The 19,006-nt window shown below is 74.7% G+C and carries 17 protein-coding genes and 1 tRNA gene; 11 read left to right on the plus strand and 7 right to left on the minus strand.

The window, feature by feature from the left end:
• Nucleotides 1-70: 70 nt before the first annotated feature.
• Complete coding sequence (locus ACIQ87_RS36365; RefSeq protein WP_402415606.1) at nucleotides 71-1,897, plus strand: hypothetical protein; 1,827 nt, start codon at nucleotides 71-73, stop codon at nucleotides 1,895-1,897.
• A 164-nt stretch (nucleotides 1,898-2,061) separates the two neighbouring features.
• Here the strand turns inward: ACIQ87_RS36365 and ACIQ87_RS36370 are convergent, their stop codons facing one another.
• Nucleotides 2,062-3,396, minus strand: coding sequence for a DUF1254 domain-containing protein (locus tag ACIQ87_RS36370; protein ID WP_402415608.1), 1,335 nt, complete (start codon nucleotides 3,394-3,396; stop codon nucleotides 2,062-2,064).
• 222 nt (nucleotides 3,397-3,618) lie between these two features.
• On the opposite strand from ACIQ87_RS36370, the gene ACIQ87_RS36375 reads away from it, so the two are divergent.
• Nucleotides 3,619-4,659: an NAD-dependent epimerase/dehydratase family protein gene (locus ACIQ87_RS36375; protein ID WP_402415611.1), complete on the plus strand. Its 1,041-nt coding sequence runs from the start codon at nucleotides 3,619-3,621 to the stop codon at nucleotides 4,657-4,659.
• Between the two features lie 125 nt (nucleotides 4,660-4,784).
• On the opposite strand, the gene ACIQ87_RS36380 is transcribed toward ACIQ87_RS36375, so the two are convergent.
• The 5 genes from ACIQ87_RS36380 to ACIQ87_RS36400 all read right to left on the minus strand — a co-directional run bounded on the left by ACIQ87_RS36380 (nucleotide 4,785) and on the right by ACIQ87_RS36400 (nucleotide 10,160).
• Nucleotides 4,785-5,834 carry a family 2 encapsulin nanocompartment cargo protein polyprenyl transferase gene (locus ACIQ87_RS36380; protein WP_402415613.1) on the minus strand — a complete coding sequence of 350 codons (1,050 nt, stop codon included), beginning with the start codon at nucleotides 5,832-5,834 and terminating at the stop codon, nucleotides 4,785-4,787.
• Between the two features lie 224 nt (nucleotides 5,835-6,058).
• Entirely contained in the window at nucleotides 6,059-7,483 is a 1,425-nt protein-coding gene (locus ACIQ87_RS36385) for a family 2B encapsulin nanocompartment shell protein (RefSeq protein ID WP_402415615.1), read from the minus strand.
• 296 nt (nucleotides 7,484-7,779) lie between these two features.
• Entirely contained in the window at nucleotides 7,780-8,328 is a 549-nt protein-coding gene (locus ACIQ87_RS36390; RefSeq protein ID WP_402415618.1) for a methylated-DNA--[protein]-cysteine S-methyltransferase, read from the minus strand.
• A 131-nt stretch (nucleotides 8,329-8,459) separates the two neighbouring features.
• Complete coding sequence (locus ACIQ87_RS36395; RefSeq protein WP_402415621.1) at nucleotides 8,460-8,693, minus strand: hypothetical protein; 234 nt, start codon at nucleotides 8,691-8,693, stop codon at nucleotides 8,460-8,462.
• Between the two features lie 168 nt (nucleotides 8,694-8,861).
• Nucleotides 8,862-10,160: an MFS transporter gene (locus ACIQ87_RS36400; RefSeq protein ID WP_402415624.1), complete on the minus strand. Its 1,299-nt coding sequence runs from the start codon at nucleotides 10,158-10,160 to the stop codon at nucleotides 8,862-8,864.
• 212 nt (nucleotides 10,161-10,372) lie between these two features.
• Here ACIQ87_RS36400 and ACIQ87_RS36405 point away from each other — a divergent pair, with 212 nt between their 5' ends.
• The 6 genes from ACIQ87_RS36405 to ACIQ87_RS36430 all read left to right on the plus strand — a co-directional run bounded on the left by ACIQ87_RS36405 (nucleotide 10,373) and on the right by ACIQ87_RS36430 (nucleotide 15,844).
• On the plus strand, nucleotides 10,373-11,182 hold the full coding sequence (locus tag ACIQ87_RS36405; protein WP_402415628.1) for a hypothetical protein: 810 nt from the start codon (nucleotides 10,373-10,375) through the stop codon (nucleotides 11,180-11,182).
• 363 nt (nucleotides 11,183-11,545) lie between these two features.
• The gene (locus ACIQ87_RS36410; RefSeq protein WP_402415630.1) at nucleotides 11,546-12,025 is read left to right on the plus strand and encodes a sortase-dependent protein; all 480 of its coding nucleotides are present in this window, start codon (nucleotides 11,546-11,548) and stop codon (nucleotides 12,023-12,025) included.
• Nucleotides 12,026-12,107: 82 nt separating this feature from the next.
• The gene (locus ACIQ87_RS36415) at nucleotides 12,108-12,857 is read left to right on the plus strand and encodes a class F sortase (RefSeq protein ID WP_402415633.1); all 750 of its coding nucleotides are present in this window, start codon (nucleotides 12,108-12,110) and stop codon (nucleotides 12,855-12,857) included.
• 124 nt (nucleotides 12,858-12,981) lie between these two features.
• Complete coding sequence (locus tag ACIQ87_RS36420; RefSeq protein WP_402415636.1) at nucleotides 12,982-13,866, plus strand: hypothetical protein; 885 nt, start codon at nucleotides 12,982-12,984, stop codon at nucleotides 13,864-13,866.
• Nucleotides 13,863-14,642: a response regulator gene (locus ACIQ87_RS36425; RefSeq protein ID WP_402415638.1), complete on the plus strand. Its 780-nt coding sequence runs from the start codon at nucleotides 13,863-13,865 to the stop codon at nucleotides 14,640-14,642. The genes ACIQ87_RS36420 and ACIQ87_RS36425 overlap by 4 nt, the downstream gene beginning before the upstream one ends.
• On the plus strand, nucleotides 14,639-15,844 hold the full coding sequence (locus ACIQ87_RS36430) for a sensor histidine kinase (protein ID WP_402415641.1): 1,206 nt from the start codon (nucleotides 14,639-14,641) through the stop codon (nucleotides 15,842-15,844). The genes ACIQ87_RS36425 and ACIQ87_RS36430 overlap by 4 nt, the downstream gene beginning before the upstream one ends.
• Nucleotides 15,845-15,907: 63 nt before the next feature.
• Here ACIQ87_RS36430 and ACIQ87_RS36435 read toward each other — a convergent pair.
• Nucleotides 15,908-15,981: transfer RNA gene (locus ACIQ87_RS36435), tRNA-Thr, on the minus strand.
• A 283-nt stretch (nucleotides 15,982-16,264) separates the two neighbouring features.
• On the opposite strand from ACIQ87_RS36435, the gene ACIQ87_RS36440 reads away from it, so the two are divergent.
• The 3 genes from ACIQ87_RS36440 to ACIQ87_RS36450 all read left to right on the plus strand — a co-directional run bounded on the left by ACIQ87_RS36440 (nucleotide 16,265) and on the right by ACIQ87_RS36450 (nucleotide 18,918).
• Nucleotides 16,265-17,356 (plus strand): ABC transporter ATP-binding protein, encoded by a 1,092-nt coding sequence (locus ACIQ87_RS36440; protein ID WP_402415644.1) that lies wholly within the window; start codon nucleotides 16,265-16,267, stop codon nucleotides 17,354-17,356.
• Nucleotides 17,357-17,547: 191 nt separating this feature from the next.
• Nucleotides 17,548-18,003 (plus strand): hypothetical protein, encoded by a 456-nt coding sequence (locus ACIQ87_RS36445; protein WP_402415646.1) that lies wholly within the window; start codon nucleotides 17,548-17,550, stop codon nucleotides 18,001-18,003.
• Between the two features lie 123 nt (nucleotides 18,004-18,126).
• Nucleotides 18,127-18,918: an NDP-sugar synthase gene (locus ACIQ87_RS36450; protein ID WP_402415648.1), complete on the plus strand. Its 792-nt coding sequence runs from the start codon at nucleotides 18,127-18,129 to the stop codon at nucleotides 18,916-18,918.
• The last annotated feature ends 88 nt before the right edge of the window (nucleotides 18,919-19,006 follow it).

Here is a 19,006-nt window from a genome sequence, read left to right on the forward strand (position 1 = left end):
GTTACCCGAAAGAAGTACATACGCCTCGAATGGTCGGGGTCAGCCGGCCGCGTTCTCTACGGTCGGACGGGTGACGACGAGAACTGTTGGGCAGGCCGGGGCGGCGCGGGCCGCAGCCGCGCTCGCGGCGTACGACCGGCAGGTGGACGGCCTGTTCACCTACTGCCTCTCGGTGCTGTGCGAGCACGACGCGGCCGCCGACGCCCTGGGCGAGGTCCGCGAGCTGGCGCGGCTGCACGGCGCCCGGCTGGCCGAGCCCGGGCTGCTGCGCGCCTGGCTGTTCTCGCTGGCCCGGTACTGCTGCCTGCGCCGGCTGGCGGGCGGAGGGCCCGGGGCGACCGGGGCGGGCACCGGGCGGGTGGCCGGGGCCGAGGGCGGTCCGGCCGGGGCAAGTGAGGCCGAGGCGGCCCGGCGGCGGCGCGAGCTGGCCTCACTCGCCTGGCCCGAGGCCGCCGGCACCGACCCCGAGCAGCGCGAGGCGCTGGAGCTGTCCGTCCGGCACCGGCTGACCCCGCTGGAGGTGGCGGCGGTGCTGGGGCTGCCGTTCGAGCGGACCCGCGCGCTGCTCGCCGGGGCCGAGGCCGAGGTGGCCAGGACCAGGGCGGCGCTGCTGGTGCTCGGCGTGGGCAGCTGCCCGGAGCTGGACCGGCTCGGCGGGGCCGGAGCGGAGTCCTGGCGGGACTGGGTGCTCGGCCCCGCGCTGCGGCGGGAGCTGGTGCAGCACGTGGTGGACTGCCCGACCTGCCGGGGGACGGCGGAGCGGGTGGCGGCGAGCCAGGCGGCGGAGTGCTCGGCTGGTTCGGTGCGTGCGGCTGGTTCGGCGGGGCTGGCGGGGCTGGCGGGACTGGCGCTGCTGCGGGCTCCCGCGGTGGCGGGCCGGGAGGTGGCGCTTCGGGAGGTGGCCGGCCGGGCGGCGGAGCCGGGGCCGCGGTTCGACCAGGGCGGCTTCCCCCGGCACCGGGCGCCGGACGCGGGGCGCGGACTGGCGGTGCGGCGGCGGGTGGTGACCACCGGGGTGCTCGCGGCCGTACTGGCGGCACCGGTGATCGCGCTCTGGGCCGGGCACCGGGGCGGTGGCGGATCGGGGGCGGGAGCCTCGGTGTCGGCGGTGCGGGTGGACGAGTCCGGCCGGGCGGGCGGCCGGCGGCCGCAGCCCGCGGTGGACGGCCCGGCGGGGCCTGGTGCGTCCGGCATGCCCGGGACGGAGCTGGCGGGGACCGGGGGCGGGCTGGTCACGGGCGGTGTCGGCGCGGGCGGTGCCGGCATGGGCGGTGCAGAAACGTTGCTTCCCGGATTCCAGCGACTCAGCTTCCAGGGCGCGGTGATCCCGGTTCCGGCCCACGGCGCAGCGCCGCTCGGCAGCCCGACCCTGGCCGCCGCACCGGTCCCCTCGGTCGACCGGGCCTCCACGACGGACGCCGGCGGACCGACCCCGGCCGGACTGCTCACCGTCGAGGCCGGCGGGTACGGCAGCCGGACCATCCTCACGCTCACCAACTCCGGCACCACGGAAATCCGTTGGCACGCGGTGACGGACGCCGGCTGGCTCCGGCTCAGCCGCGACTCCGGCACCCTGGCGCCCGGCCAGCGGATCACCGTGATCGTCACCGTGGACGAGGACCAGGCGCCGGCCACCCACTGGACCGCCCGGATCGCGCTGCCGCCCTCGCAGGCCGTGGTCACCCTGGAGGGTGGGCCGCACAACCGCGGCGGCGCCACCTCCGCCCCGGCCGATCCCTCGCCGTCCTCCACACCGGCCCCGACCGGTTCCGCCACCGCCACCACCTCCGCGACGGCATCGCCAACCCCCTCACAGACCCCCACGGCACCACCCACTTCGGACGCCTCACCGCATCCGACGGCCACCGCAACCGCCTCCCCGTCGGCGCCGAACTAGGTTGAGATGGCGCCGGGTTGACTGCGCGAGACGTCGACCCGACCGCCCCGAACGCACGCGCAACAGGCTCGGTACGGCGCGAGCAGGCGGACCGGCTGCCCACTCCCCCGGCACCGGACGCACCAGAAGTCGACCCGGTCGACTTCTGGTGCGGGGGCCGGGCGTCAGATGCGGTGGATCGGGGGGATCTGGTAGGTGCCGTCCAGGACCGGGGGCTCGGGCTGGTAGATGCGGAGGATGGGGCGGAACTCGGCGGGTGGGGTGGGGAGCCAGTTGGCGGCGGCGGTCGGGTCCTCGGGCTGGTCGTGTTGGAGGGTCAGGGTGAGGGAGCCGTCCTCGCCGTGGACCAGGCCGGGGGTGCGGTCGCCGATCGAGTAGCGGTCGATCGGGTTCTCGACCAGGTAGTAGTCCGGGACGGAGTACATCGTGACGGCCCAGAACGCCCCGGTCGGCGGCGGCTGGTCGAAGTGCAGGGTGTAGCTGTGGAGGCCGGTGAGGGGCCGGCCGTCGGAGTCGTCGTAGGTCATCGCGTACGAGGCCTCGTACGCGTGGTTGCCCCAGAGGCCGGCCCGGGCGGCGGCGGCCCGGCTGAGGTAGGCGGCGCGGCGGTCGGGGATGCGCCACTCGGGGTCGTCCAGGGTGCCGGGGCCCAGGTGGTCGGTGTTGTAGTCGAAGAGGTGGAGCGCGCTGCGCCACTCGCCGGGCGGGTGGTCCTCGGACGGGCGGCTGGCGTCCTCGACCCGTTCGCGGCCGGCGGCCAGGCCCTTGGCCAGCGCCAGCGTCCACTCGGCGGCGGCGGCCCGGTACGGCGAGGCGCCGTCGTCCAGCAGGCCGAGCGGGGCGAAGCGGCGCTGGTACTCGATGTCGACGGTGGCGGGCGGGAAGGCCTGCATCCAGACCCGCAGCCGTTCGAAGAAGGCCAGCCGCTCGGGGACGCCTTCGTCCGGCTCGGGCAGTCCGGCGGCCAGGCCGCCGGGTTCCAGCGGCTCCAGTTCCAGGGCGGCCTGGAGGCCCCTGACCCGGGGCAGGTCGTCCGGGCCGGCGCAGGCGAAGCGGCCGACGAGGGTGCCGACGGTGGTCGGCAGCTCGATCACCCGGCTCGGGTCCGGCGGGGTGCCGTGCCAGCCTGGCGGGACGATCAGCCAGGTCTGCGCGTCCGTGCCGGTGGCCCGGCGGCCGAGGTAGGCGACGTTGTCCGTCCAGGCGTCGATGACCTGCAGCACGTAGTAGGCGCCCCCGGTGTCCGGGACACGCAGCACCTGGGGGCCTTCGGAGAGGTCGAGCTGGGCGATCGAGTAGATCATGTCGTTGTTGACCGAGACGAAGCGGTCGGCCGGACCGGCCAGCCGGGTGGCGTGGCTGATGTGGTTGAACGGCGCCGCCGGCAGGGTGCCCAGGCCGCCCCGGGCGAAGCGCTCGACCATGGTGAGGCCGGCGACCAGCGGGTAGCCGTAGACGTACGCGTCTGCGGCCAGGGCCTCCAGCTCGGGCTGGTTCATCACGGGTCCTTCGTCCGGGGCGGGCACCGGGCCGGGGTGCGGTCGCCGACCGCGGCACGGGCGGCACGGGCGCACAACCGGCACAAGCCGTACAGATCGGATGCTAAGGGGGCCCCGGAGGCGCGGCACGTCGGACCGGACGCCGCTCGGCGCCGCCGACCCGACATCTGCCGACCGCTAATCCGGGCGTACGGGCCGGGCGTACGAGGCAGGGTCGTCGTCATGAAGATCCTCCTGCTTGGGGGCTCGTCCTTCCTCGGACGGGCCTACGCTGCCGAGGCCCTCGCCCGGGGCCACCGGGTCACCACCTTCAACCGCGGCCGCAGCGCCGCCGACCTGCCCGGAGTCGAGGCCGTCCGGGGTGACCGCGACAGTGCCGGGGACCTCGCCCGGCTGGTCGACGGCCGCGGCTGGGACGCCGTCGTCGACACCTCCGCCCAACAGCCCGCCCAGGCCGCGCTCAGCGCCCGGCTGCTGCGCGGGCGGGCGGGCCACTACACCTTCGTCTCCTCCGTGCACGCCTTCGCCGACTGGCCCGCCCGGGTGATCAACGAGGACTCCGCGCCGCACCCCTGCCCCGCCGACACCCCGCCCGGCCAACCGCCCGGCAACGCCCTGAAGGCCGGCTGCGAGCGCGCCGTGCTGGCCGGGTTCGGCGCCGAGCGCACGCTGGTGCTGAACAGCGGGCTGCTCGTCGGTCCGTACGAGTTCGGCGGCCGGCTGCCCTGGTGGCTGGAGCGGATGGCCCGCGGCGGCCGGGTGCTCGCGCCGGGGGATCCGCGACGGACCATGCAGGTGATCGACGTCCGGGACTTCGCCGCCTTCGGGCTGGACCTGCTGACGGCCGGTACGGCGGGGCGGTTCGTCACCACGGCGCCGCCCGGCCGGCTCCGCTTCGGCGAGTGGCTGGAGACCTGCCGGGAGCTGGCGGGCACCGCGGACACCGAGCTGGTCTGGGTGCCGGACGGGCCACTGCTCGCCGAGGGGCCGGACCAGGTCGGCGCGTGGACCGAACTCCCCCTGTGGGCACCGGATCTGCCCGAGCTGGCGGGCGCCTGGCTGGCCGACACGAGCCGGGCGGAGGCGGCCGGGCTGCGCTGCCGGCCGTTCGCCGAGACGGCGCGGGACACCTGGGAGTGGCTGCGGACGCGCGGGCCGGCCGAGGACACCGACGCCGAGGGGCGCAAGGGACGGCCGGGGGCGGCGGTGCGGCAGGGCATCGAACCCGCCAAGGAGCAGCGGCTGTTGGCGGCCTTCGGCTGACGGCGGACCGCCTCGGAACGCAGACGCCCCGGGACGCGGCAGGAGCGGGAAGCCGGCCCGGCCGGCTTCCCGCTCCCGATGACGCTTCCGAGCCTTCCGAGCGGCGTTGGTGGCGGGCACCCCGCTCAGTGCGTGCGGCGGGTGACCAGTTCGGCGAGCACCAGCAGCTCGTCCGCCGCGGCCGGCTCCGGCACCGCGGCGGCCAGCTGCGCCATCGCCGCGGCCATCCGCTCACAGGACTCGCCCTGCGCCCAGCCGCGCCCGCCGGCCGCCTCGACCGCCGCCGCGCACTGCGCCAACTCCTCGGCGTCCAGGGGGCGTTCGATCGCGTACAGCTCGGCCAGCCGCTTGCCCTCGACGGTGCCGGAACCCAGCGCCGCGACCACCGGCAGCGACTTCTTCCGGGCGACCAGGTCCGCACCGACCGGCTTGCCGGTGACCGCGGGATCCCCCCAGATGCCGATCAGGTCGTCGATCAGCTGGAAGGCCAGGCCGATCTCCCGGCCGAAGCCGTCCAGCGCCTGGGCCGCCTCCTCGGAGGCGCCACCGTACAGGGCGCCCATCGCGCAGGCCGCGCCGAGCAGCGCGCCGGTCTTGGCCTCCGCCATCGCCAGGCACTCGGGCAGCGAGACGTCGTTGCGCCGCTCGAAGGCACAGTCGATCTGCTGGCCCTCGCAGAGCTCGACCACGCAGTCCGCGAGCCGGCGGATCGAGCCGTGGGCGGCCGGGTGGCTGTCCTCGGCGAGCAGGCGCAGCGCGAGGGAGTGCATGGCGTCCCCGGCCAGGATGGCCTCGGTGGTGCCGAACACCCGCCAGGCGGTGGGCCGGTGGCGCCGGGTGTCGTCCCGGTCGATGACGTCGTCGTGGAGCAGGGTGAAGTTGTGCACCAGTTCCACCGCGGCGGCCGCGGCGACGGCCTCGTTGGGCTTGCCGCCCAGGGCCTGGGTGGCGGCGAGGACCATGGCGGGCCGGATCGCCTTGCCGGCGGAGGCCTCGGCGGGGGTGCCGTCCGCCTCCCACCAGCCGAAGTGGTAGCCGGCCACCTTGCGCATGGTGCCGGGCAGCGAGTCGACGGCGGCCCGCAGGACCGGATCGACCAGGGCGCGGGTCCGGGCGAGGATGTCCGCCGCCTCGTGCCCCTCTTTGTGGTCCCGCTCCAGCGTGGGACTCGTCATGGGTGTTTCCCCCTGTCGGGCGCCTGTCGTGGGACGGCCCGCCGACGGCGGGCCGGGGTTGCGCTGCGGTGCCGGGCGCGGTCGCGCACCGCCCGTGGCCGCCCTCGGGCGGGGGCGGGCCTGGCCGGTACGCGCCGGTGCGCACCCGGGGCGCGCGCCGTCCGACCGGGGCCGTCGGGTGGCCCCGGCGGGCGGCGCGGCCCTGCGGCCGGCCCCGCGCGCCGTCAGTACTGCGCGATGTCCACGTTCTCCAGGACACCGACCGCGTCCGGCACCAGGATCGCGGCGGAGTAGTAGGCGCTCACCAGGTAGGAAATGATGGCCTTGTCGTTGATTCCCATGAACCGCACCGAAAGGCTCGGCTGGTATTCGTCCGGAATTCCGGTCTGGTGCAGGCCGATGACGCCCTGGTTGTCCTCGCCGATTCGCATCGCGATGATCGAGCTGGTGCCCCCGACGATCGGGATCTTGTTGCACGGGAAGACCGGGACCCCGCGCCAGGACATGATCTGCCGGCCCTCGACCTCGACCGTCCCCGGGTAGAGGCCGCGCTTGTTGAGCTCCCGACCGAAGGCGGCGATCGCCTTGGGGTGGGCCAGGAACATCCTGGTGCCGCGGCGGCGGCTGAGCAGCTCGTCCATGTCGTCCGGGGTGGGCGGGCCGGAGTGGGTCTGGAACCGCTGGTCGTACGCGGCGTTGCTGAGCAGGCCGAACTCGGGGTTGTTGACGAGCTCGTGCTCCTGGCGCTCCCGCAGGGCCTCGATGGTCAGCCGGAGCTGGTGCTCGGTCTGGTTCATCGGCTGGTTGTAGAGGTCGGCGACCCGGGTGTGCACCTTGAGGATGGTCTGCGCGACGCTCAGCTCGTACTCGCGCGGCTTCAGCTCGTAGTCCACGAAGGCGCCGGGCAGCCCGTACTCGCCCTGGTGGCCGGCGGAGAGGTCGATCGCGGCCTCGCCGTGCTTGTTCTGCGCCTGCTGGAAGCCGTTCAGGTACTCGATGATCTGCAGCTGGAGCGCCTCGGAGCGGTCGTGCAGCTCCTGGAAGGAGGGCCAGGACAGCGTCAGCACGGTGCCGGAGGTCGCGGCGCGGACGGTGTACGGCCAGTCGCCGCCGTCCTGCCGGACCGCCTCGTCGCCGAGGTGGTCGCCGTCGGCGAGGGTGCCGACCACCGTCTCCTCGCCGTACTTGCCGGCACCCAACCGGTCGAGCTTGCCGTGCGCGATCAGGAACACCTCGGTGATCGGCGCCCCGGCCCGGACCAGGACGTCGCCCGCGTTGAAGTCCCGCTGCACGAAGCGCGAGGCCAGCTCCTCCAGCACGGCCTCGTCCTGGAAGCCGCGCAGCACCGGCACCTCGGCCAGCGTGGGCGGGACGACCCGCACCTCGGCGCCGGTCTTGACGAAGCTCACCCGACCGCGGCCGACCGAGTGGCGCAGGCGGCGGTTCACCCGGTAGGTGCCGCCGGACACCTGCACCCAGGGCAGCTTCCTGAGCAGCCAGCGCGGGCTGATGCCCTGCATCTGCGGCGCGGACTTGGTGGTCGTCGCGAGGTTCCGCGCGCCCGCCGTGCTCAGACTCTGCTGCTGCCGGATCTCCGACCGCGCACCTGGCGCGGGTGCTGGAATACCGGCATTGGTTTCGGTCGACATGAGGGGAGCCCTTCGCATACCCGATGAAGTGTCGCCTTGCACATGCGTGTTGCAGCTTCATGGTGGGCCCATTCGAGGGCGTCCCGCAATCACTCGTTCGAGTGGTTCGGAATGGCCGAACAAATAGTACGAATAGATCACCCGATCGATATTGTTCGACTATTTATTCGAACATATCGGCGCGCCAGGCCCCATCCTCCCGCATCCGCGCCGACGCCGACGCCACCCCTTGACACGGTGCGCGGGTTGACACGATGCGCGGATCGACATGATCCGCCGGCAACCGGGCGCCGCCCCTACAGCGGGCCGTCCCAGTCGAGGGTCGGCTCCAGCACCCCCTCCAGGGTGAGCAGCCAGCGCTTCACCTCGATCCCGACCCGGCCGCCGCCGAAGCCTCCGATCCCGTCCGCGGCCACCACCCGGTGGCAGGGCACCAGCAGGGGGACGGGGTTGGCGGCCATCATCTGCCCGACCGTGCGGGCGGCCAGGCCGGGCTCCGTGACGTCCTCGAACACCCCGCTGCGGGCCGCCAGTTCGCCGTAGGTGATGGTCCGGCCGTACGGCACCTCGCGCCAGAGCGTCCGCAGCACCGCGCGGTGCGGTCCCGAGCTGAGGCTCCAGTCGATCGGCAGGCCCAGCTCGCGGGTGCGGCCCGCCAGGTACGCGCCGATCCGCCCGGTGACGGCTTCGATCTTCGACTCGTCGGTGCAGGGCGGCACTTCACCCCCGCTCGACCCGCCGTAGCCGGCCGACACCACGCCCAGTGGGGTCACCGCGATGCGCATCGGCCCGCTGGGCAGCGGGGTGGGCACGGTGAGCCAGGACATCGACCAGGACTGCGGCACGCTCGGGCCCCCACCCTCCGCCGGACCGGCCGCCGGCCACCCCGGCACCCGGGGGGCGTCCCCGCCCCGCGCGCCATCGTACGGCGGACGGCCGACGGCAGAAGCGGCTACGGCCGGAGTCGCCCCTTCGGTCAGAGCTGCCCCTTCAGGCCGCGGGCGTTCGACGCGCACCAGTGCACCAGCTCGGCACGGTCCGGGGTGCGCCCCTCGCACAGCACGGCGAGCTGTTCGTCGGTGATCCGGTTGGGCCCCGGGATCTCCAGCAGGTACGCCAGGTCGGCCAGCACGGTGGCGAGCCGCTGCGCGTCCACGTGGTCCACGCTGACCGCGGACTCGTGATGGCTGATGGTGAGCGAGCCGGGCATGATCGACCTCCTCCGTCACCCCCGACCTCCACCGTACGTCCGGGTCGGCCGCCCCGCCCGCCGCGGAGGCGCACGTGCGCGGGAGGGGCAGCCGTTCGCGCTCCGGGGCCGGCCGGGCGCGGTGCGCGGTGGGCCGGGGGTGCGCCCCGAAGCCGTCCGAGGGGTTGGTCAGCTGTCCGGGCCCTCCTCCCAGCGGCGGTTCCGTACCGCCGGTACGGTCAACACTACGACCCCGGCCACCAGTTGCCAGACCGCCCCGAGCAGCAGAACGGCGCCCGCGCCGAACCGGTCCGCCAGCGGACCGGCCGCCGCCAGCCCGAGCGGGCCGAGGGCGAAGGAACCCAGCACGCCGAAGGCCGTCATCCGGCCGAGCAGTTCCACCGGCACCCACTTCTGCGTGGTGGTGTTGTAGAGCGTCCCGCAGACCGCCGAGCCGACCCCGGCCACCAGCGCGCCGACGGCCACCCAGGGCAGCCCCGCCCCCGCCGCGAGCGCCCCGGAGGGCAGGGCCCACGCCAGTGCCGCCACGGACGCCACCGCGAGCGGACGGGCGGGCGCCCAGCCGAGCATCAGCAGGCCGCCCAGCACCGCACCGGCGCCGTACCCGCCCATCACCAGGCCCCAGGCGCGGGCGCCGCCGAGGTCCCGCTGCGCGAGCAGCGGGCCGAGCACCAGGAAGGGGGCCCAGACCAGCAGGTTGAACAGGCCCATCTGCGCGGTGGTGATCCACAGCCACGGGCGGGAGACGAACTCCGACCAGCCGGCCCGCACGTCCCGGATCACGGACTCCCCGTCGGCCGCCGCCCGCTCCGGCAGGCGCAGCCTGGCCAGCGCGAAGGCGCCGACGCCGTACGTCACCGCGTCGGCCAGCAGCACCGCGGCCGGGCCCCAGCCGGCGGTCACCAGCCCGGCGACGGCGGGGCCGACCACGGTGGACACCGAACGGGCGAGCCCCAGCAGGGTGTTGGCGTCCGCCATCAGCTCCCTGCGGCGCACCAGGTCGGGCACGATCGCGCCGAACGCCGGCATGAACAGGCCCTCGCCGATCCCCCAGACCGCCACCAGGGCGACCATCGCCCAGACCGGCGCGTGCCCGGCCACCAGCAGCCCGGCGAACAGCGCCTGGACCAGGCCGCGCAGCAGGTCCGAGCCAAGCATCACCCGGCGGCTGCCGAGCCGGTCCGCGATCACCCCGCCGGCCAGCAGCACCAGCACCACCGGGAGGATCCGGGCCGCCATCACCCACCCCAGGTCGGTGCCACTGCCGGTGCTGCCGGTGCTGCCACCGCCACTGCCGCCACCGCCGTCGAGCACCGCGAAGGCGACCGCGACCGGCGCCATCGAGGAGCCGACGAGGGAGGTCGCGTACCCGAGGAAGAACCACCTGAATTCGCGCTCGCCGAGCACGGCGAGACGGTCTCCCGGACGCCTTCTGCGGGCCGGGATCCGTTCGGTCTGCACTGCCATGCTCAGCAAGTCTGCGGTTCGACGGGGAACGGATTCAAGGGATCACGGAGAAAAAGTTGAGCCTTTTGGAGTCAATTTGCCGAGCAGGCCGAACTGCCGCAGTAAATTCCCCTTTTCAGCCTCTCCACCTGCCATTTACCGCGAATACCGACTAGGGTTCGCGTGGCCTGAGACGGGTTGACGAAATCGATTTACTGCGGAAGAGGGCGATCGTGACGGAAACTGCGGCAGGACTCCCACCGGTCGAGTACGCCGTCGCCGTCGAGCGCTACCTGGCCGCCTCCGGGCTCGCCGACGGCTCCCGGCGGATCTACCGGATCGCCCTGGACACCTGGGCCTGGGCGCTCGCCGACCGACCCGCCCCCACCGGCCCCGCACGGCGGCGGGCCCGGCCGCCCGTCCTGCCACTCGCGCTGCTCGACCACCCGGACGCCGCCGAGCGGCTCCGCGCCGCGGCCGCCCGGCGCGCGACCGACACCGACCCGCGCACCCTCAACCGGGAACTCTCCACCCTGCGCGCGGCCGTGGCCTGGTGGCGGTCCCGGGGCTGGCTCGACGGCGACCCGACCACCGCCCTGACCCCCCGCCCACTGCCCGAACCCGCCGCGGCCGCAAGCCCGTTGAGCCCAGAGGAGCTGCGCGCCCTGTTCGCCCTCCGCGCGCCGCTGCGCGAACAGGCGCTCTGGCACCTGCTGCACGAGTCCGGCGCCGCGATCGAGACCGTCCTCGCCCTGGACACCGACCACCTCGACCTGCCCAGCCGCCGCACCCGCCCGGGCAGCGCCCCGCTGCACTGGCAGTCCGGCACCGCCCGGCTGCTCCCCCTCCTGCTGGCCGGCCGCGCCACCGGCCCGCTCTTCCTCACCGACCGCCGCGCCCCCGCCGGCACCCCCGCCCGCGACCGCTGCCCCCACACCGGCCATGCCCGCCTCTCCTACCGCCGCGCCGCCGAACTCTTCACGGCCCACACCCGGCCGCTCGGGCCGGACTGGACCCTCCGCCGGCTGCGGGCGGGGCGGTAACGGCGGGACGGCGGGGCGGTAGCGGCGGGGCGGGTGACGCGGGACGGGCAAGGCAACGCGGGGCGGGGCGGGTGACGCGGGGCGGCCGGACGTCACGAGCGGCCCCGCCGCGCCGTTACGCAGCCGATGGGCGGCCGTGACACGACCGGCCGAGGACCGCGACACGGCCCTCCTAGCGTCATCGACGACGCCCCGGCCGAACCCGGTCGGAAGGCGTCCGCGACGAGGACGCACGCGTCCGGCGCCGACGACGTACGTCCCCGCGACACCAGCACGCCGAGTCCCGAGGACCGCACCGCGGACCGCACCGCGGACCGGCGGGCCACCACGTACCGACCGATGCAGACGATGGAGACACCCCGCATGAGCAGGAGCCGTACCCACCACTCGCCCGCCCGCCGCGTCCTGGCGGCCTGCGCCCTGACCGGCGCCGCGCTGCTCGCCACCGTCACCGGCGGGCAGGCCTGGGCCGACGGCGTGCCGACGCCGGTCGCGACCGCCCCCGGAGCCATCCCCAGCGTCGTCCCCAGCGCCGCCCCCAGCATCGCCCCGGGCAGCGGCACGGCGCCGAAGACCGCCACGCCCGCGCCCGCGGCCACCCGGGCCGAGGCCTCGCCGGCCGTGTCCGCCCCGAAGGGCACCGCCACCCCGGCCCCGGCCGCCCCCGGCGGCGCCCGGCCGCAGGTCCGCGAGGTGCCCAAGGGCGCCGCCCAGGCCGGTGACGGATCCGCCGCCGCCGACGGTTCCGGTCTGATGCTCGCCGGTGGCGGTGCCGTCGCGGCCGTCGGCGCCGCGGCCCTGGGCTTCGCCGTCCTGCGCCGCCGCTCCGGTGCGCGCGGCTGACACCGGTCCCGAGTCCGCCGGGCTCCCCGGCGCCGCTTCCCCGTACCCGGCCAGTCGGGGAAGCGGCGCCGGGGTCGCCCCGGTGGCGGGGACCGCCAGCCACCGACGCGCCAGGGCGCACCACCGGGAAGACCGCCGGGACGACCGGCGGGGACGCCGGCGCGCCCCCCGCCCCGGCCCGGGCCCCCTGCGCCGCACCGCCTTCGGCACCGCGGGCCTGCTCTGCCTGGTGCTCGGCACCTCGCTCGCACTGTCCGGCCGGGAGACCCCGGTGGTGCGGGTCGAGACCTCCGGGCACGGCACCGTCACCGGCACCGACGCCCCGGCGACCACCTCGGCTGCCCCGGCCACGACCGGCGCCGCGGCCACCGCCCCGAAGCCGTACCCGCCCTCGCCGCCGACCCGCCTGCTGGTCCCCTCCGTCGGGGTTGACGCGCCGGTGGCCGAGCTCGGCCTGAACGCGGACGGCACGGTCGAGGTGCCGCCGGCCGACCGGGGCCAGGAAGTCGGCTGGTACCGCAACGGCCCCACCCCCGGCGAGACCGGCCCCGCCGTGCTCATCGGGCACCTCGACACCGTGCACGGCCCGGCCGTCTTCAAGCAGTTGCCGAAGCTGCGGCCCGGCGAGCTGATCCGGATCCGTCGCGCGGACGGCGGCACCGTGGACTTCAAGGTCCGCACGCTGCTCCAGGCCCCCAAGGACCACTTCCCCACCGAGCAGGTGTACGGCGACACGCCGGCGCCCGCGCTGCGGCTGATCACCTGCGGCGGGCAGATCGGCTCGGACGGCCACTGGACGGACAACATCATCGTGCTGGCGGACCTGGCCTGAGGGTGGCATGTGCTGAGGTGGGAAACGGAACCACCCGCCGCCGTCCACGCGACCTACCAGCGCGGGACGGTGACGGAAGCGACGACCGGAGCGAAGCCGCAGAGCAGGAGGACGAACACCGACCGTGGTAGCAACCCCAGCACCCCGTCGCCGACCCGGCGCCGTCCCGGTGGCCACCCTGGCCGGCCTGGTCGTCGTCCTCGCCCTCGCCGCCCTGGCCTTCGGCCGGGCCGCCCCCGGCGACCTGCGCGACCAGGGCCCGGCCCGGGCCGTCACGCCGCCGCCGGTGTCCCTGCCGCTCTGGCCGCAGCTGCCCACGGCCACCCCGGTGGCCGCGCCCGCGGCCGGCGTCACCCAGGAAGCCCCGCAGCCCGTACCGGATCTGACCGTCCCCGGCCACGACATCACCGCGGTCGACGTCCGCACCGTCCTCGCCAAGGACCCGAAGCTGGGCCAGGAGGAACGCCAGGCGCTCGGCTCGTGCGCCGGCTGCGACATCCGCACCCCCGAGTTCCGCGACCTCACCGGGGACGGGCAGCCCGAGCTCATCACCGCCGTCACCACCCCCGGGCGGGTCGTGCTGCACGTGTACACCCTCGTCGAGGACCACCTCCTGCCCGTCCTCCAGGTGCAGGTCCAACCGGCGTTCAACGCCACGACCATCGGCACCGAGCTGTGGCTGTTCGAGCCGACCGCCGCCTACGTCGTGACCCGCAGCCACTACGAGTGGGACGGGACCAGGCTCGTCCTGAAGGAACGCACGGACGAGGGCCTCGGCCTGCTCCCGCCGACCGGTCCGGACACCGGCCGCGCGGCCACCGCCGCGCCCGAACCCGGCCCGGCACCGATGCGCCCCGGCTCGCTCGTACCGAAGCAGACGGCCCCCGAGGCAGCCGTCCCGTCCCCGCGCACCGTCCGGCCGACCGCGGTGCCCTCCGCGCCCTCCGTCCCGCCCTCCGTCCCGTCCGTGCCCTCCGCCCCCGCCGTGATCCCGGAAGCGAAGCGATGACCCCCGCCGCCACCGCCCCCGCCCCTCCGCACATCCTCCTGGTCGAGGACGACGAGGTGATCCGCGAGGCCACCAGGATGGCCCTGGAGCGCTACGGCTTCCCGGTCACCACGGCCGCCGACGGCCTGGAGGGGCTGGAGGCCTTCCACGCCGTCCGGCCCGACCTGCTCCTGCTGGACGTCATGCTGCCGCTGCTCGACGGAGTCGGGCTCTGCCGCCGGATCCGGGAGGAGAGCCAGCTGCCGATCCTGATGATGTCCGCCCGGACCGACCCGGTGGACGTGGTCTCCGGGCTGGAGGCCGGGGCCGACGACTACGTGGTCAAGCCCTTCGAGAGCGCCGTCCTGGTCGCCCGGATCCGTACCGTGCTGCGCCGCATCCGGGTCGTCCCGGCGGCCGAGTCCCCGGCCGACGCCCTGCCCGGCGCCCCCGGCGCCCCCGGGACGCCGCAGCCGCCGCGGGCGCCGGGGTCCGCCCCTTCCCCGTCCCTCCGCAGCTTCGACGGCCTCCAGGTGGACACCGACAGCATGGAGGTCCGGGTGGACGGCCGCCTCGTCCCGCTCACCCCCACCGAACTGCGGCTGCTGCTGGAGTTCACCGCCGCGCCCGGGATCGTGCTGGAGCGCTCCACCCTGCTCGAACGCGTCTGGGACTACGAGTGGGGCGCCGACACCCGGGTCGTGGACGTCCACGTGCAGCGGCTGCGCGCCAAGATCGGCTCCGGCCGGATCGAGACCGTCCGCGGCTTCGGCTACAAGCTGCGGCGCCCGGCATGACCCTGCGCCGCCAGATCGCCACCGCCGTCGCCGCCATCGCCGTCCTGGTCGCGGTGGCCGTCGGCCTGCTGGTCCACCAGGCGATGATCCGTCAGCACGTCGACCAGGCCCGCACCTCCGCACTCGCCGCACTCGACTCCGCGCTGGACGCCTACAGCCGCGACAGCGAGCCGGTCGCCCGCGGCGGCGCCGTGAACGACCCGGCCCTGCCCGAGCGGCTGCGCGCCCTCGCCGACGGCGGCCGGCACGGCTCGCTGCTCGCCACCGACGGCACCGGCGAGTCGATGTGGGCGGCCGGCCCGGTGCGGAACGGGGTGCTGTCCGTCCGGGTCGACTTCGCCCAGCACCGGCAGGCCATCGCCGACCTGGACCGGATCATCCTGTTCACCGTCGTCGCCGCGGTCTTCACCACCGTGCTGGCCGGCGTGCTCGTCGCCGACCGGATCAGCCGCCGGCTGCGCACCGCGGCCACCGCCGCCCGGGGCATCGCGGCCGGCGGCACGGACACCCGGATCGGCGAACTCGTCGACGGCAAGGACGAGGTGGCCGACCTCGCCGCCGCCATCGACCTGATGTCCCGCACCCTGCACCGGCGGCTGGAGGACGAGCAGCGCTTCACCGCGGACGTCGCCCACGAGCTGCGCACCCCGCTCACCGGACTGGTCACCGCCGCCGAACTGCTGCCGCCCGGGCGCCCCACCCAGCTCGTGCAGAACCGGGTCCAGGCGCTGCGCGGCCTGGTCGAGGACCTGCTGGAGGTCTCCCGCCTGGACGCGGACGCCGAGTCCCCCGACCTCTCCGCCGTCCCGCTGGAACGCGCGGCGCGCCGCACCGTCTCCCTCACCGGCCTGGACGTCACCGTCGAGATCACCGCCGACCGGCAGGTCCGCACCGACCTGCGCCGACTGGACCGCATCCTCGGGAACCTGATCCTCAACGCCCACCGCCACGGCGCCGGCCCCGTCCACCTGACCGTCGACGGCCTGCGGATCACCGTCCGCGACCACGGCCCCGGCTACCCCGAGGACCTCCTGCGCCACGGCCCGCAGCGCTTCCGCACCAACGCCCCCGAACGCGGCCGCGGCCACGGCCTCGGCCTCACCATCGCCACCGGCCACGCCCGCGTCATCGGCTCCACCCTGACCTTCGCCAACCACCCCGACGGCGGCGCACTGGCCACCCTCACCCTCCCCCCGGACTGACCCCCGACCACAACGAAAGGGCCGGCCCGACACCCGTCGGACCGGCCCTTCCCACCTGCGCAGAGCCCCCTGTCGGGTTCGAACCGACGACCCCCGCTTTACAAGAGCGGTGCTCTGGCCAGCTGAGCTAAGGAGGCACGGTGGCCGTCCGCGAGGGATCACGGCGGCACCGGGGGCAGTCTACCGGGCGCGGGGGACGGGATGGGGGGATATCCAGGGGTTGGTGGGATGGGTGGACGTGATGGAACCGATGCCGAAATCGGGTCGGGTGGGGGCTGACAAGCGGCGGAAGCGCAGGTAGCGTCGCCGGGAGTCGGCTCGTGCAGTGGTTCAGACCACTGGTGGGCCGGCGAAGCACGAACCCACCCCCTTTACTCGGATCGTCCGGCACGTTCCTGCCGGTGAAGGAGAGCAACGACCATGGCTTCTGTCACGTACGACAAGGCGACCCGCGTCTACCCCGGGGCGGACAAGCCCTCGGTGGACGCGCTGGACCTGGAGATCGCGGACGGCGAGTTCCTCGTGCTGGTCGGCCCCTCGGGCTGCGGCAAGTCGACCAGCCTGCGCATGCTGGCCGGTCTGGAGGACGTCAACGCCGGCGCGATCCGGATCGGCGACCGCGACGTCACCCACCTGCCGCCGAAGGACCGGGACATCGCCATGGTGTTCCAGAACTACGCGCTCTACCCGCACATGTCCGTCGCCGACAACATGGGCTTCGCGCTCAAGATCGCCGGCGTGAACAAGGCGGAGATCCGCACCAAGGTCGAGGAGGCCGCGAAGATCCTCGACCTCACGGCGCTGCTGGACCGCAAGCCGAAGGCGCTCTCGGGCGGTCAGCGCCAGCGCGTCGCGATGGGCCGTGCGATCGTCCGCCAGCCGCAGGTCTTCCTGATGGACGAGCCGCTGTCGAACCTGGACGCCAAGCTCCGCGTCTCGACCCGCACCCAGATCGCCGGCCTGCAGCGCCGCCTGGGCATCACCACGGTGTACGTCACCCACGACCAGACCGAGGCACTCACCATGGGCGACCGGGTCGCGGTGCTCAAGGACGGTCTGCTCCAGCAGGTCGACACCCCGCGCAACATGTACGACAAGCCCGCCAACCTCTTCGTGGCCGGCTTCATCGGCTCGCCGGCCATGAACCTGGTCCAGGTGCCGCTGGTGGACGGCGGCGTGAAGTTCGGCGGCTCGGTCGTCAACATCTCCCGCGAGAACCTGGCCGGCGCCGGCGCCGACAAGACGGTGACCGTCGGCATCCGCCCCGAGCACTTCGAGATCGTCCCGGCGGGCGGCATCGAGGGCGTCGCGGTGACCGTCAACGTCGTCGAGGAGCTCGGCTCGGACGGCTTCGTCTACGGCACCACCCAGATCGGCGGCGAGGACCACGACCTGGTCGTCCGCGTCCCCGGCCGCCAGATCCCGGCCCGCGGCGAGACCATCCACGTCGTGCCGATCGCCAACGAGACCCACGTCTTCTCCACCAGCTCCGGCCTGCGCCTGAGCAACTGACGCGGACTGCACGTCACTAGGCGTCACGGCGCGTCACGGCGCGCCCCGGAGCCCGTCGGACCCTCGCGGTCCGGCGGGCTCCGCCCGTACACCCCCGTGTCAACACGGCAAGGGGACGAAACGGGACACCGTGTCACTCGATGGTGTAACGGAGGGCGATTCGGCCCGTACCCACCGCTACTCTCCTGAGGGTGAAGCAGCTGTTGCGCCGTATCGGCCAGACCGTCGCCCTGACCCTGCCGGTCGTCCTGGTGACCACCGGCACCCTCGCCGTGACCCGGGTCCCGTGGGCCCCGCCGACCGGGCTCGACCAGCAGGTCGTGGCGGCGTCCAGCGGCGACGGCACCGGGATCGGGCGCTCCAACAACGCGGCCGGCGCCGTGGCCAAGGCCGCGGACGGGCTCGCCCCGCAGGAGTCGCTGCGGGTGGCCCTGCTGGACGAGCTGCGCGCCAAGAACCCTTCCGCCGCGCTGGACCTGCTGGAGCGCTCGATGCGCGAACAGCCCTCGCTGACGCCCTACTGCACCTCGCTGTCCACGGAGTTGGGCAAGGCGGCGGTGCGCAAGTACCAGGGCGACGTCCAGCGGGCGCGCTCCTTCGCCCGCCCGGTCTGCGACGGTTCGTTCGCGGCCGGCGTCGTCGGCTGAGGACGTAGGGCGTAGAGGGTGTAGAGGACAGCGCGGACATCGAGGGCCCCAAGGCCCCGAAGGCCCGAGGCCCGAGGCCACCGAGGCGGCGGACGCCCCCGTCCGCCGCCTTATTGTTCAGGCATGAGCGCTGACTCCGGCCCCGCCGCCGACCTTCCGTCCGCCCCGCACCCGCAGCCCCGGCCGACCACGACGCCCGTGACCCAGGCCGTCATCCTGGCCGGCGGCCAGGGCTCCCGGCTGCGCCCCTACACGGACGACCGCCCGAAGCCGCTGGTCGAGATCCCCGGGACGGGCACGCCGATCCTGGGCCACCAGCTGGCCTGGCTGGCCGAGGAGGGCGTCACCGACGTCGTGGTCTCCTGCGGGCACCTCGCCGACGTGCTGGAGGAGTGGCTGGACAAGGCGGACCTGCCGCTGCGGGTACGCACGGTGGTCGAGGCGGAGCCGCTCGGGCGCGGCGGCGGGCTCAAGTACGCGGCCAAGGCGCTGCCCCGCCCGGACGAGCCCTGGTACGCCACCAACGGCGACATCTGGACCCGCTTCAGCCTGCGCGAGATGGCCGCCTTCCACCACGAGCGGGACGCCGTCGCGACGCTCGCGCTGGCCCGCCCGCGGATCCCCTGGGGCGCCGTGGAGACCGACCAGTTCGGCAACGTGCTGGACTTCATCGAGGCGCCGCCCTCGCCCTTCCTGATCAACGCCGGCCTGTACGTGTTCAGCCCGGAGTTCGCCGAGCTGCTGCCGGACGTGGGCGACCACGAGCGCACCACCTTCCCCCAACTCGCCCGCGGCAAGCGGCTGGCGGGCTACCAGCTGCCGCAGGGCGTGTACTGGCGGGCGATCGACACCGCCAAGGACCTCACCGAGGCGGCCAAGGAGCTCGCCTCCGGCGCCGGCCGGACCCCCCGCTAGCCCCGGACTTCGCAGATGGGGTTTTAGGTTTCCAGCCAGCGGGGTCGGGTTTCGTCGATGCCGAGGAGTTCGAGCAGGTGTGCTTGGA

It is taken from the genome of Kitasatospora sp. NPDC096204, assembly GCF_044763205.1.
GTDB lineage: Bacteria > Actinomycetota > Actinomycetes > Streptomycetales > Streptomycetaceae > Kitasatospora.

Coding starts and splice junctions, on each gene's coding strand:
- ACIQ87_RS36370 (WP_402415608.1), bottom strand. CDS start 3,396: ATGAACCAGCCCGAGCTGGAGGCCCTGGCCGCAGACGCGTACGTCTAC.
- ACIQ87_RS36375 (WP_402415611.1), top strand. CDS start 3,619: ATGAAGATCCTCCTGCTTGGGGGCTCGTCCTTCCTCGGACGGGCCTAC.
- ACIQ87_RS36380 (WP_402415613.1), bottom strand. CDS start 5,834: ATGACGAGTCCCACGCTGGAGCGGGACCACAAAGAGGGGCACGAGGCG.
- ACIQ87_RS36385 (WP_402415615.1), bottom strand. CDS start 7,483: ATGTCGACCGAAACCAATGCCGGTATTCCAGCACCCGCGCCAGGTGCG.
- ACIQ87_RS36395 (WP_402415621.1), bottom strand. CDS start 8,693: ATGCCCGGCTCGCTCACCATCAGCCATCACGAGTCCGCGGTCAGCGTG.
- ACIQ87_RS36400 (WP_402415624.1), bottom strand. CDS start 10,160: ATGGCAGTGCAGACCGAACGGATCCCGGCCCGCAGAAGGCGTCCGGGA.
- ACIQ87_RS36410 (WP_402415630.1), top strand. CDS start 11,546: ATGAGCAGGAGCCGTACCCACCACTCGCCCGCCCGCCGCGTCCTGGCG.
- ACIQ87_RS36425 (WP_402415638.1), top strand. CDS start 13,863: ATGACCCCCGCCGCCACCGCCCCCGCCCCTCCGCACATCCTCCTGGTC.
- ACIQ87_RS36430 (WP_402415641.1), top strand. CDS start 14,639: ATGACCCTGCGCCGCCAGATCGCCACCGCCGTCGCCGCCATCGCCGTC.
- ACIQ87_RS36440 (WP_402415644.1), top strand. CDS start 16,265: ATGGCTTCTGTCACGTACGACAAGGCGACCCGCGTCTACCCCGGGGCG.
- ACIQ87_RS36450 (WP_402415648.1), top strand. CDS start 18,127: ATGAGCGCTGACTCCGGCCCCGCCGCCGACCTTCCGTCCGCCCCGCAC.